9 protein-coding genes and 2 pseudogenes are annotated in these 12,554 nt (G+C 65.0%); 8 read left to right on the forward strand and 3 right to left on the reverse strand.

Going from position 1 to position 12,554, the window contains the following annotated elements; genetic code table 11:
* Positions 1-4 precede the first annotated feature (4 nt).
* The 7 genes and pseudogenes from kdpB to EY713_RS08525 all read left to right on the forward strand — a co-directional run.
* Positions 5-2,056, forward strand: coding sequence for a potassium-transporting ATPase subunit KdpB (gene kdpB / locus EY713_RS08495; RefSeq protein WP_131114409.1), 2,052 nt, complete (start codon positions 5-7; stop codon positions 2,054-2,056).
* A 5-nt stretch (positions 2,057-2,061) separates the two neighbouring features.
* Complete coding sequence (gene kdpC / locus EY713_RS08500; RefSeq protein WP_131114410.1) at positions 2,062-2,748, forward strand: potassium-transporting ATPase subunit KdpC; 687 nt, start codon at positions 2,062-2,064, stop codon at positions 2,746-2,748.
* 29 nt (positions 2,749-2,777) lie between these two features.
* Positions 2,778-5,537 carry a sensor histidine kinase gene (locus tag EY713_RS08505; protein ID WP_131114411.1) on the forward strand — a complete coding sequence of 920 codons (2,760 nt, stop codon included), beginning with the start codon at positions 2,778-2,780 and terminating at the stop codon, positions 5,535-5,537.
* A complete protein-coding gene (locus EY713_RS08510) occupies positions 5,506-6,216 on the forward strand; it encodes a response regulator (RefSeq protein WP_131114412.1) in 711 nt (236 codons plus the stop codon). Before EY713_RS08505 ends, EY713_RS08510 begins: the two co-directional genes overlap by 32 nt.
* Positions 6,217-6,407: 191 nt before the next feature.
* Positions 6,408-7,262, forward strand: coding sequence for an SPFH domain-containing protein (locus EY713_RS08515; RefSeq protein ID WP_165491069.1), 855 nt, complete (start codon positions 6,408-6,410; stop codon positions 7,260-7,262).
* Between the two features lie 58 nt (positions 7,263-7,320).
* On the forward strand, positions 7,321-7,779 hold the full coding sequence (locus EY713_RS08520) for a PTS sugar transporter subunit IIA (RefSeq protein WP_131114414.1): 459 nt from the start codon (positions 7,321-7,323) through the stop codon (positions 7,777-7,779).
* Between the two features lie 52 nt (positions 7,780-7,831).
* Positions 7,832-8,162: pseudogene (locus tag EY713_RS08525) on the forward strand (transposase); the annotation flags it as partial.
* Between the two features lie 224 nt (positions 8,163-8,386).
* Here EY713_RS08525 and EY713_RS08530 read toward each other — a convergent pair.
* Positions 8,387-9,567 (reverse strand): IS3 family transposase gene (locus EY713_RS08530; RefSeq protein WP_131113674.1). Its coding sequence is split into 2 segments (ribosomal slippage): positions 8,387-9,306 and positions 9,306-9,567, totalling 1,182 coding nucleotides; the frame shifts between segments, so codons are not numbered across the junction.
* Between the two features lie 223 nt (positions 9,568-9,790).
* Here EY713_RS08530 and EY713_RS08535 point away from each other — a divergent pair.
* The gene (locus EY713_RS08535; RefSeq protein ID WP_131114415.1) at positions 9,791-10,132 is read left to right on the forward strand and encodes a cupin domain-containing protein; all 342 of its coding nucleotides are present in this window, start codon (positions 9,791-9,793) and stop codon (positions 10,130-10,132) included.
* Positions 10,133-10,254: 122 nt separating this feature from the next.
* Here EY713_RS08535 and EY713_RS08540 read toward each other — a convergent pair.
* Together EY713_RS08540 and EY713_RS08545 are read right to left on the reverse strand one after the other, a co-directional pair.
* A pseudogene (locus EY713_RS08540) lies at positions 10,255-11,345 on the reverse strand (IS5 family transposase).
* 245 nt (positions 11,346-11,590) lie between these two features.
* Positions 11,591-12,226, reverse strand: a complete 636-nt coding sequence (locus EY713_RS08545; protein ID WP_165491070.1) for a PRC-barrel domain-containing protein — start codon at positions 12,224-12,226, stop codon at positions 11,591-11,593.
* Positions 12,227-12,554: the final 328 nt, after the last annotated feature.

A 12,554-nucleotide genomic window follows, 5' to 3' on the forward strand; every position in this document is an offset into this window, starting at 1 on the left:
CGTCATGGCATCCCGTTCCGCCACCAGCCTGTTCGACCCGGCCATCGCGCGCCGGGCCACGATCGAGGCTTTCCGCAAGCTCAACCCCAAGACGCTCGCCAAAAACCCCGTGATCTTCGTCACGGAGGTCGTGTCGCTCGGCGTCACCCTGCTGTTTGTCCGCGATCTCGTGACGGGGACCGGGGAGGCCCTGTTCTCCGGCCAGATCGCGGCCTGGCTCTGGTTCACGGTGCTGTTCGCCAACTTCGCCGAAGCCGTGGCGGAGGGGCGCGGCAAGGCACAGGCCGATGCCATGCGTCGCACCCGCAGCGACACCAAGGCCAAGCGGGTGGTCGACCACAAGCACCTCGACGGCGCGTTCGAAGAGGTGAACGCGCTCGATCTCAAGGTGGGCGACATCGTGCTGGTCGAGCCCGGCGATCTTATCCCTTCGGACGGCGAGGTGGTGGCCGGCATCGCGTCGGTCAACGAATCCGCTATCACGGGCGAGTCCGCGCCGGTGATCCGTGAGTCCGGCGGCGACCGCTCGGCCGTCACAGGCGGCACCATGGTGCTGTCGGACGGCATCAAGGTGCGCGTGACGGCCGCGGCCGGCTCGACCTTCCTCGACCGCATGATCGCGCTGGTGGAAGGCGCCGAACGGCAGAAGACCCCCAACGAGCTCGCGCTCTCGATCCTGCTGTCGGGGCTGACGATCATCTTCCTCATCGTCTGCGTCAGCCTGTGGCCCATCGCGTATTATTCCGGCGCCACGCTGTCGGTCACGGTGCTGGTGGCGCTGCTAGTGTGCCTCATCCCCACCACCATCGGCGGCCTTCTGTCCGCCATCGGCATCGCCGGCATGGATCGGCTGATCCGCTTCAACGTGGTGGCGACCTCCGGCCGTGCGGTCGAAGCGGCGGGCGACGTCGATACCCTGCTGCTCGACAAGACCGGCACGATCACGTTCGGCAACCGCATGCCGAGCGAGTTCATCGCCGTGGGCGGCGTGCCCGAGCAGACGCTCGCCGAAGCCGTGCTGCTGTCGAGCCTCGCGGACGAGACCCCGGAAGGCCGCTCCATCGTGGCGCTGTGCAAGTCTCGCTACGGCCTGACCGAGACGGACCTGTCCCAGGCGGGCGCCACCATCGTGCCCTTCACGGCGCAGACCCGCATGTCCGGCATCGATCTCGACGGGCGCTCGCTGCGCAAGGGCGCGGTCGACTCGGTGCTGGCCAGCGTGGGCTTGGCAGAGGGCGGCGGCCCGGCCGACTTCCGCGCCGCCGTCGACAAGATCGCCCGCACGGGCGGCACCCCGCTCGCCGTGGCCGAGAACAAACGCCTGCTCGGCGTCGTGCATCTCAAAGACACGGTGAAGCCCGACATCAAGGAGCGTTTCGCGGCCCTGCGTGCCATGGGCATCAAGACCGTCATGGTCACCGGCGACAATCCGGTGACGGCGGCCGCCATCGCGTCCGAGGCGGGGGTCGACGACTTTCTGGCAAAGGCGACCCCGGAGGATAAGCTCGCCTACATCCGCAAGGAGCAGCAGGGTGGCCGGCTGATCGCCATGTGCGGCGACGGCACCAACGACGCTCCAGCCCTGGCCCAGGCCGATGTCGGCGTCGCCATGCAGACCGGCACCCAGGCAGCCCGCGAAGCCGGCAACATGGTCGATCTCGACAGCGACCCCACCAAGCTCATCGAGGTGGTGGGTATCGGCAAGCAGTTGCTGATGACGCGCGGCTCGCTGACCACCTTCTCGATCGCCAACGACGTCGCGAAATATTTCGCGATCATCCCCGCCCTGTTCCTCGCCACCTACCCCGAGCTCGGCGCCCTTAACGTGATGGGGCTGCATTCGCCGCGCTCGGCCATCCTGTCGGCCGTGATCTTCAACGCGCTGATCATCATCGCGCTGATCCCGCTTGCGCTGAAAGGCGTGCCTTACAAGCCGATCGGGGCCGCGGCGCTGCTGCGGCGTAACCTGCTGCTCTACGGGCTCGGCGGCATCGTGGTGCCGTTCGTCGGCATCAAGATCATCGACCTCTGCCTCTCCTCCCTCCATCTGGCGTGACCCCCATGCTCTCGCACCTCCGCCCCGCGCTCGTCATGATCGTCCTGTTCACCGCCCTCACGGGCCTCGCCTATCCGCTCGCCATCACGGGGATCGCGCAAGCGGTTCTCAAAGGGCCGGCGGATGGCTCGCTCATCACCCGCAACGGCGTCGTGGTCGGCTCCGCGCTGGTCGGGCAGAATTTCGCCACCGACCGCTACTTCCAGGGACGCCCCTCGGCCACCAGCGCCCCGGATCCGAAGGACGCCACCAAGACGATCGACGCGCCCTACAACGCCGCGAACTCGAGCGGCTCGAATCTCGGGCCGACCTCGCAGAAGCTGATCGACCGAGTGAAAGCGTCCGTGACGGCGCTCGGGGGCAGTCCGTCCCGGTATGTCCCGGCAGACGCCGTCACCACCTCGGCATCGGGTCTCGACCCGGACATCTCGCCGGCCTTCGCGGCGATGCAGGTCGAGCGTGTCGCCGGAGCCCGGAAGCTGGACGCTGCCAAGGTCCAAGCGCTGGTCGTAGCCAACACCGTCGGCTCTTCCCTCTTCGACACCAATCGGGTCCGCGTGCTCCAGCTGAACGTCGCCCTCGAAGACCTCGATCCGACGCCCGCTCCGGCCGCGTCCTCGACCACCAAGCCGGCGGACAAGGCCGACGTCGGAGCGGGCACCGGCCGCGCAATGAGCGAGCCGGCCCGATGATCATTAAGGTCTGACCAGATAGCGATCCGATGAGAGTCCTGACGCTCCCCAACGACGCCCGTCCCAATCCCAACTCCCTCCTGGCCGCAGCGGGACAGGAGGGACGGGGTCGCCTCAAGGTGTTCCTCGGCGCGGCGCCCGGGGTCGGCAAGACCTTCGCGATGTTGTCCGGTGCACGGCGCCTCGGCCAGGCCCATCTCGACGTCGTAGTGGGCGTCGCAGAGACCCATGGTCGGGTCGAGACCGAGGCCCTCCTGGCAGGCCTGGAGATTCTCCCCCGCCGGAACGTCGCCTACAAAGGGACGCAGCTCAGCGAGTTCGATCTCGACGGTGCGCTGGCGCGACGGCCGGCTCTGCTGATCGTCGATGAACTTGCCCATACGAACGCCGACGACTGTCGCCATCCCAAGCGCTACCTCGACGTCGAGGAACTCCTGAACGCTGGGATCGACGTCTGGACCGCCGTCAATATCCAGCACCTCGAAAGTCTGTCGGACGTCGTGTCACGGATCACAGGTATCGTCGTGCGCGAGACCGTGCCGGATACGGTGATCGATCGGGCCGATGAAGTCGTGGTCGTCGACGTCACGCCCGCCGAACTCATCACGCGCCTGAGCGAGGGGCGCATCTACCTGCCCCTGAACGCGGCGCGGGCCGCCAATGCCTTCTTTAAGCCCGGCAACCTGACGGCATTGCGCGAGCTGGCCCTGCGCCGCACAGCCGACCGGGTCGACGACCAGATGGTCGATCATCTCCGGCAGAACGCCATCGAAGGTGCCTGGCCCACCGCCGAGCGAATTCTGGTCTGCGTGGGGTCGGATCCCTCGTCGGAGCGCGTAGTCCGGTCCGCCAGCCGCCTGGCCAATGGCCTTAATGCGGCCTGGATCGCCGTCACTCTGGAGAAGTCCGGCCACGAAATCACTGACGCGGTGGCGCTCCGCCGGGTCGACGAGGCCATGCGGCTTGCTGAACGACTTGGGGCGGAGACAGCCCGCTTGGCGGGGCCCGATCTGCCAGAGGAAATCCTCCGTTACGCCCGCCGCGAGAACATCACCCAGATCGTCATCGGGCGATCGAGCCCGACGGTGTGGGCACGGGTCCGGGGCCGGTCTCTGTCCGGCATGCTAGTGCGGCGCGCCTCCGATATCGCCATCCATATCGTTGTGGGCGAACGCATCGCCAAGCCGGCGAGACGGTGGTCATGGCCGGACCGCAACACGCTCGCGGTCGGCCTGTCGGCGGCCGTTGGGTCGGTCGCGGCAGCCGTGGGGGTCGGCATGCTGGCGACCCACTACCTTGCACTGCCGAACCTCTCGATGATCTTCCTGGCCGCCGTGCTCGGCTGCGCCGTCACGCTCGGCCAGTGGCCCGCCATCGCGGCCGCGATCTTGTCGTTCCTCGCCTACAACTTCTTCTTCATTCAGCCGCTCTTCACCTTCTCGGTCGCGACCCCCTACGAGTTTTTCGCGCTGATGATCTTCCTGCTGGTCGGGGTCGTCACCGGCGGCCTCGCTGGGCGGGTCCGTGACCAGTCGGATGCTGCCCGGGCGCGCGTCAGGACCATCCAGGCGCTCTATGACGTCTCTCGCAAACTCTCGGCCACGGTGAGCATCGAGGACGTGTTGTGGGTCCTGGTCAGGCAGACCGCAGCCGCCATCCGGGGACAGGTCGTCATGCTGCTGCGGGAGCGCGAGGGACTTGAGGCTGGAGAGTTGACCATCACGGCCGCATTCCCGCCCGAGGACAGCTTGCAGCCGAGCGAATGGGCCGCCGCACGGTGGGCGTTCAGCCGCACGGAGGTCGCCGGCTGGCGCACGGGAACACTGCCCAACGCCCATTTCCAATTCCATCCGATCCGCACCTCATCGGGCACCGTCGGCACGATCGGGATCTCGCCATCCGATCGCAGCAAGGCCCTATCGGCCGAAGAGGAGCGCGCCTTCGCGGCCCTCATCGACCAGGGTGCACTCGCGATCGAAAGGGCCATGCTGGTCGTCGAGGCCAGGAATGGCGAGGCGCGCGCCGAGCGGGAACGCTTGCAGTCGACCCTGCTCTCTTCGATCAGCCATGACCTCCGAACGCCACTCTCCGCGATCCTTGGATCGGCGACGAGCCTGCGCGACTACGGCAGCCGCATGGAACAGGCCGACCGGGACGACCTCGTGCTGACCATTGAGGAGGAGGCCCGTCGCCTGACGCGTTTCGTCGCCAACCTGCTCGACATGACGCGCGTCGAATCCGGCACCCTGGCGCTGCGCCGGGACTGGATCGACGTGTCCGATGTCATCGCCGCCGCAGTGAAGCGCGCCAGGAAATCGTTTCCGTCTCGCATCGTGGAGACGCGAACGGTGGCAGGCGATCTGGCCGTCGAGGGGGATCCGGTGTTGTTCGAGCAGGTGCTCTTCAACCTCCTCGACAATGCCGACAAGTACGCCGCGCCCGGTACGCCGACCATCATCGCAGCGAAAGCCGAGGGCGGGCAGGTCGTGGTCACGATCGAGGACGAGGGGCGCGGCATTCCACCGGCCGATCTCGAGCGTGTGTTCGAAAAGTTCATGCGCCTCGGCGCCGGCGACGGGCGGCCGGCTGGGACGGGCCTGGGACTCGCGATTGCCAAGGGCGTCATCGAGGCTATGGGCGGCACCATTCGGGCCGAGAGCCCGCGGCTGACAGGCCACGGCACGCTCATTCGGATCGCACTCCCTGTCGCTGAACCCAGTGCAGCCATCCCCCTGGCTGTCGAAGAGGAACAAGCCCTTGCCGGCCTCGCGCTACATCCTCGTCGTTGACGATGAGCCGCAGATCCATCGCTTCCTCCGCCCGACGCTCGTCGCCGCCGGCTTCACGGTCGAGTCGGCTCTGACCGGCGTGCAGGCCTTGCAGAAGTTCAGCGCCACGCCGCCCGAGCTGGTGATCCTTGATCTTGGACTGACCGACATGGACGGATCAGCGGTCCTGGCCACCATCCGGGAGACCTCGAAGGTGCCCGTGATCATCCTCTCGGCCCGCGACAACGAGATGGAGAAGGCGGCGCTGCTGGACGCGGGCGCGGACGACTACGTCAGCAAGCCCTTTGGCGTCAGCGAACTCATTGCGCGCATCAACACAGCGCTGCGGCACGCGGTGGCCGCAGCAGGCACGACGGCCGTCTTCGAGGCCGGCGATCTGATCGTCGATACGCTTGCCCACCGCGTCACGCTTCGGGGCGAGCCGGTCCGTCTCACGCCGCGGGAATACGACCTACTGCATCTCCTGGCCCGCCATGCCGGGCGACTGCTGACCCACCAGCACATCCTCAGAGAGGTCTGGGGGCCGAACCACGCCGAGCATGCCCAGTACCTCCGGGTGTTCATCAGCCGTCTCCGCCAGAAGATCGAGGTCGATGCGACCCAGCCGCGCCTGCTGCTGACCGAGGCCGGCGTCGGCTACCGCCTCGCTGCCCCCATCAGCCTTGCTGCACAGTTCTAAGTCGCGTCACGAAAGCTATCGCCATGAACGTCATCCCGTCCGACGACCAGCAGCCTTGGGGCGCCCCGCAACAGGGTAAGCATAAACTGAACCTTTCCCCCCTGCCGACGGGGAGCCTCGCCATCATCATCGGAGTCGGAGCCCTCGTCGCGGCCTCATTCGGCAGCTTCTACACGGTCCAACCGACTGAGATGGCCGGCGTGCGTCGCCTTGGCACCGTCGTAACGCAAGAACCTGTGGGGCCCGGACTGCATTTCAAAGTTCCATTCATCGATACCGTCGACACGATCCAGACGAGCCTCGACACGTTTCAACTTAACAACTTGACCGTTTATACGGTGGATAATCAGGCCGTGAACGTCGGCGTCGGGCTGTCTTACAAGATCCCCGCGGCCGCCGTGCTGAAGCTCCTCTACAGCGTTGGCCGAAGCGGCAATGTTGATATCTCGGAGAACATCCGTCCGGTCCTCGCCGACCGTGTTCTTCGCGTCTTCTCTACCCAGAACACGGTCAGCATTTCGGCCAACCGCGAGCAGATCGCGGGCGAGATTCGCAAGGGTGTCAGTCAAGCCCTCGACGGTATTTTCGGCATCCAGCTCGTCGACCTCCAGCTGAGCAGCATCGCCTATAGCCCGAGTTTCCAGGCCTCCGTCGAGGCGGCGGTACAAGCCAAGAACGATGCCATCCGTGCCGAGAACACCGTCGTCAAGGTCCGCTACGAGGGCGAACAGTTGAAGGTACAAGCCGACGCGCAAGCAGCCGTCCGCATCGCCCAGGCGAACGGCGAAGCTCAGGCGACGATCGCGCAGGCCAGATCCCAGCGCGAAGCCTCGATCCTCAAGGCCGAGGGCGAGGCGCAAGCCGCTACATTGGTCGGCGAGGCCCAAGCGCGAATTATTCAGCAGGTTGGAACGGCCGTGAACAGCAACGCGGTCGTGGTGTCATACGAGACGGCGCATCGCTGGAATGGACAAATGCCCTCTACGGTCCTTGGAAACTCTACAAGCCCCCTTGCTATGCTGAACCTGCCCTCAACGCCGAAATGACGGCCGCGATGAAGCAGGGACGCGGGACAGTCTGGGCCAACGGATCAAGAGTGCCGCCATGGAAATAAAAGACTTTCTCACCCCCGACGCCGTGTTCGAATTACGGGAGACCGACAAGGGACGTGTCCTCAAGGAGCTGGCGTGTCGGGCGTCGGCCCTCGTCGGGATGGACTTTATCGCGATCGAGACGGCGCTCGTTCAGCGGGAGCATCTGGGTTCGACGGGACTCGGCAACGGTATAGCCCTGCCCCACGCCCGTATCGCAAACCTTACAAAGCCGTTCGGACTCTTCGCCCTGCTCAAGACGGCGGTCCAGTTCGATGCCATCGACGAGCGGCCAGTCGATCTTATCTTCCTCCTTCTCCTTCCGGAGCTGCACCCGGAGGGTCAGCTCAAGGCCATGGCCTGTGTCGCCAGGCGCCTGCGCGATCCCGTCCTGGCAGGCAGGCTCCGCGCCTCAAGGGGGAGCGTTCCGCTTTACGCGCTTCTGACCGCGAATGACGCCGGCGGCCGGTGAGCAGTTCAAAGTGATCCGGAATATCCCGAAGATCGTATCAGTGTAGGCGCCGGTGACCGTGGCGCCCGAACGGGCCATCGGGGATGGCGCGCTCGGCTTCTGGAAGGCCGTCGAAGAGATCTACCCCGGCACGCCGCACCAGCGGTGCTGGGTTCATAAGGCCGCCAACGTCCTCAACACTTCAACAGGGCGCCCAAGTCCGTCCAGGCCGCAATGAAGGACGACCTGCGCGAGGTCCACGGCGCGCCGACGCGGGCCGCAGCCGAAACGGCAATCACCGTCTTCGACCAAAAGTACAGGGCGAAATACCCCAAGGCTGTCACCTGCCTGACCAAGGACCGCGAGGCCCTGCTGACCTGCTTCGATTTCTTGCTGAACACTGGGTGCGCATTTCGCGGATCGTGGGCAGTAATTTCACGCCAGGGTGGGCAGCGATTTCACGCGATCATAGGCAATGTGACGCCTGACCGACGGTGGCTATGGAATCAGGGGTTCTGGCTCGCGTCAAGGGATCGTTTCTAGACGCCTGACTTGTAGAAAGCCTCACCCCCGTTAGGTCACCTGGACGACATCTGATCGGCCCCCATCGGGTGGTCCGGGTTGATTGTTAGTTCATGGTCGGCCTGGGCGCCACCCTGAGCATGGCCGGCGGAGATGGTCGGGGTTTCGCAGCCGGCCATGCGGCGAAGGCGGGCACGAAGACCTCCGGCGCCGGGGGCTTGTAGCCGATTGATCCGTGCGGGCGCACAGTATTGTAATGCCTTCTCCAGCTTTCGATGATGACCTGAGCTTCCTTGAGCGAGTAGAAGATCTCTCCGTCGAGCAGCTCGTCTCGGAAGCGAGCGTTGAACGACTCGACGTAGCCGTTCTCCCACGGGCTGCCTGGGGCAATATAGGCGGTCTTTGCTCCAACCGCCGTGATCCAGTCTTGCACAGCCTGGGCGATGAACTCGGGGCCGTTGTCCGAACGGATGTGACCAGGCACGCCGCGCAGGATGAACAGGTCGGACAGAACGTCAATGACGTCGGTCGAGTTGAGCTTGCGCGCGACCCGGATGGCCAGGCACTCCCGGGTGAACTCGTCGACGACATTGAGGGTCCTGAACTTGCGGCCGTCATGCGTGCGATCCTCGACAAAGTCGTACGACCAGACGTGATCGCGGTGCTCGGGCCGGAGGCGAATGCAGGAGCCGTCGTTGAGCCAGAGACGTCCCTTCTTCGGCTGCTTGGCCGGCACCTTCAGCCCTTCGCATCGCCAGATGCGCTCGACCCGCTTGTCGTTTACCAGCCACCCGGCATCGCGCAGCAACGCCGCGATCTTGCGATAGCCGTAGCGGCCGTACTGCCGCGCCAGCTCGATGATGTCGCCCGTCAACGCCTCTTCGTCGTCAAAGCCCCGCGGCGCCTTGCGCTGCGTCGAGCGGTGCTGACCGAGCGCCGCACAGACGCGGCGCTCGGAGACAGGCAAATGCTGTCGCACATGCTCGATGCAGACGCGCCGGCGCGCGGGGCTCAGAAGTTTCCCGAGGCCGCCTCCTTCAGAATCAGCTTGTCGAGCGTGAGGTCGGCGATCGCCTTGCGAAGCCGCATGTTCTCCGTCTCCAGCTCCTTCAGGCGCTTGACCTGGTCAAGCTTCAAGCCGCCGAACTCCTTCCGCCACCGGTAGTAGGTGACCTCGGTCACCCCGATCGAGCGAACCGAGTCCGCAACGGTCTTCCCCTGTGAGACCAACACGTCGACCTGACGCAGCTTGCTCACGATCTCTTCAGGCTTCGGTCGTCTTCCCATCGATCCATCCTCCAGGCTCGAAAGCCATACATCGGGATGGACCACTTCAAGGGGGGACGATCAGTGGCGCGTGTCGATCCCGAGCAAGGGCTTCTATGGCCGCCACGGGCATTCGTCGCCAGACCGGCCAAGCCGGTGGATGTCTGCGGCCGGCTCGTGGCAGGCCTTCGCGGCTTGCCCACACCCCCGGCGCACGGCTGCAACTTGTGCTTGGCCGCTGGTCATGAGGCATGCGACCAAGGATCCGACGCAGCGTGCCTCCGGCATGGAGCCGGTCGCCCTGCTCGTGGGCGTCAGACCCGGAGAACAGCGCATGATCGAGGCCATCAACATACTCGCCGCCTTGGACGGCGTGACCGAGCATTGGTCTCCGAGGGTGGTCGGGCGCGTGAACGACCAGTATGTGAAGGTCGCCAAGCTCCAGGGTCAGATCGCCTGGCACAGGCACGACGACGAGGACGAACTATTTCAAATCATGCGCGGGCGGCTGCGCATCCAGTTTGAGGGGGGTGCCGAGACGGCGCTGGAAACGACCGCTTCCGAGCAGTCGCAAATAGCGACCTAATAGCTGGACACCTCCAAGAACGCTGCTTTCTCGATGCGCGGGACGGTCGTGAGGGCTGATGGCGGCCAAGATTGAGATGGCGGAAGGCGGAGCTCGACTGCTTTTGTGCTTTGGCTCGTGCCTCAGGCGATTGCCTGGCGCTGTGCGGTGAACCAGACGGCTCGGCGCATGTTGTAGGCGATGTTGGCAAGGCCGATTTTGACGGTCGCTCTGGCGAGCCCGATGGTGCGCACGAGACCCATCGGACCCTTTTGCCGGCCGAAGACGTGCTCCACGGCGGCGCGGACCTTCGAACGGGCGTTGTTGGCTCGCGCGACGTTCTTCGCGATCGGCTTCCCCGCCGGCTTTTTGCGATGGATCTGCGAGCGTAAGCCGCTTTCGGCGACGTGCTGCTCGTTGACCTTCGAGCGGTAGGCTGAGTCCGCCCACACCGCACTCGCGGTGTTTGCCTTCGATATTAGGTTGGGAAGTTGCGCCCCGTCGTGACGTGCTGCATGGGTCGCCGTCCAGGTCCGGATGAGACCATGACGCCGGTCGATGCCGATGTGGTTCTTGTATCCGAAGGATGGCACCGCGATGTCGATGCGGGGCGAGCCATCGTCCGACGGCTTTGCCTTCGAGAACTTCACCGTCCAACGGGCGTCCGATCCTTCTGGGCGAGCTTGGCCGGCTTGTCCTTCCACGCCTCGGGCACCCGCCCGGCCCGGATGTCGGCCTTCTCGCCATCGGTGTTGCGCTGCTTGGGCGCCGACACGATCGTGGCGTCGATGATCTGGCCGCCCATGGCGAGGAAGCCCGCCTTGGTCAGCGCCGCCTCGTAGGCGCGGAACAGCACCGTGATGGCGGGCGCGTCCCGTATCGTCGCTCGCGTCAGCGCTTCGCGGAAGGTCCAGATCGTGTTGGCGTCCGGGATCGGATCGGACAGGCCGAGCCCCAGGAAGCGCATGAACGACAGCCTGTCCTTGATCAGAAACTCGGTGCGCTCGTCCGACAGCGAGTGGCTCGCCTGCAGGATCAGCACCTTCCACATGAAGACATGATCGAAGGGCGGCCGGCCGCCCTTGCTGCCGTCCGAACGCGGCACCGCCCGAGCGAGATCGGATCGGAATGCCTCGAAGTCGACGATCGCGTTGAGGCGTTCAAGATCGTCGCCCTTGGCCGAGATCTCCTTCAGCCGCTCGTCAATGTCGAAGAACCCAGCCTGGCCCCGCATCGCCCCGCCTCCAACCCGATGATCACCAGAGAATCACATTTAGGCGGAAACCGCGAGGTTCTTGGAGGTGTCCAACTGCGTTGGGCGCAAAGCTGTCCATATACTACTTGGCATTATCGGAAACGGAAAGGCTGCTTCGAGCCGTTGACACCAAAGACTGGACATACCGGAGCGCCGAACTTGTAGAAGCTCGGCGCTCAAGGGTCTTCAAGCTGAAGTGACGCAAAACGCGGTGGCAATCGTGGTCAGCTGGCAAACTTGAAGCTGGGCGCTGCCTTGAGTTGCTCAGCCGTCATGTCAATGGTGCTGTGGTCGGGATAGGCGAGAGTGTGAGCCATTCTCGCTGCGGAGCCGGGGGCCGTAGCGCTTGCGCCGGCCATCGCTGGTGCCGCACCGGCGCCGGTGGTGTCGGCCGGGGTTCCGAGACCAACCATGGTACCGGGCGCAATCCCTCCGTTGGGAGCCATCCCGCCGTTAGTTGCGTTCGGCGCGCCTGTGCCCGAGGGGCCGGCCATCGTGTTGGTGGCGGCCGGCGCTGCACCATTGTCGATCGGTTCTGGGTTTACCGGCGGCATCGGCGGCTGACTGATGAACTTCACCTGGTCAAAGGGGACCGCAACGTCTTTCTCGCCTATACCGAGGAAGCCACCGACCCCGATAATGACGTACTCTGCCTTGCCGTCCCGGCTCAAAAGTACGTCGCTGATCTTGCCAACCGTCTTGTTCCCCGGACCATAGACAGACAGCCCCGCCAGTTTCGAGGCACGCCACTGATCCGGGGTCTGCTGGCTGATCGCTCCAGCATCCGCTGCGAAAGCGCCGGCTGTTGTAACCGATAGAAAAGCCAGCACCACCGTCGATGACATCAGGCGAAAAGTCATGTGAGATCTCCCAATTGATATTGTATTTCGAAAACGCCCAAATCGATTGCCAAATCTCACCGACGACGCCCAACCGGTTACCGGAAGAAAGGGCCGTGCGTGACCGGCGCAACCAGGATATGTAGGACCTGATATCATCACTATACGAAGCGATCGGCCATCCTTCGGGCCGACGCCATCGCGGACCACGCGTTGTCCGCCGTGCCCGACCCCAGAAGCATCCGCGAACGCTCCCCCTCCGCTTGGCTGTGGAAGACCATGAACCGAACGGCTCCGCCGATCTCCTTCGTCACGAGGCGGAATGGACCTGTCTCATAGACGACCGATC

The sequence above is a fragment of the Lichenihabitans psoromatis genome, assembly GCF_004323635.1.
In the GTDB taxonomy this organism is placed as follows: Bacteria; Pseudomonadota; Alphaproteobacteria; order Rhizobiales; family Beijerinckiaceae; genus Lichenihabitans; species Lichenihabitans psoromatis.

Bases quoted from the DNA above. Each gene is read 5' to 3' on its own strand.
- EY713_RS08535 (WP_131114415.1), top strand. From the start codon at position 9,791: ATGAGGCATGCGACCAAGGATCCGACGCAGCGTGCCTCCGGCATGGAG.
- EY713_RS08505 (WP_131114411.1), top strand. From the start codon at position 2,778: ATGAGAGTCCTGACGCTCCCCAACGACGCCCGTCCCAATCCCAACTCC.
- kdpB (WP_131114409.1), top strand. From the start codon at position 5: ATGGCATCCCGTTCCGCCACCAGCCTGTTCGACCCGGCCATCGCGCGC.
- EY713_RS08520 (WP_131114414.1), top strand. From the start codon at position 7,321: ATGGAAATAAAAGACTTTCTCACCCCCGACGCCGTGTTCGAATTACGG.
- kdpC (WP_131114410.1), top strand. From the start codon at position 2,062: ATGCTCTCGCACCTCCGCCCCGCGCTCGTCATGATCGTCCTGTTCACC.
- EY713_RS08515 (WP_165491069.1), top strand. From the start codon at position 6,408: ATGGCCGGCGTGCGTCGCCTTGGCACCGTCGTAACGCAAGAACCTGTG.
- EY713_RS08545 (WP_165491070.1), bottom strand. From the start codon at position 12,226: ATGACTTTTCGCCTGATGTCATCGACGGTGGTGCTGGCTTTTCTATCG.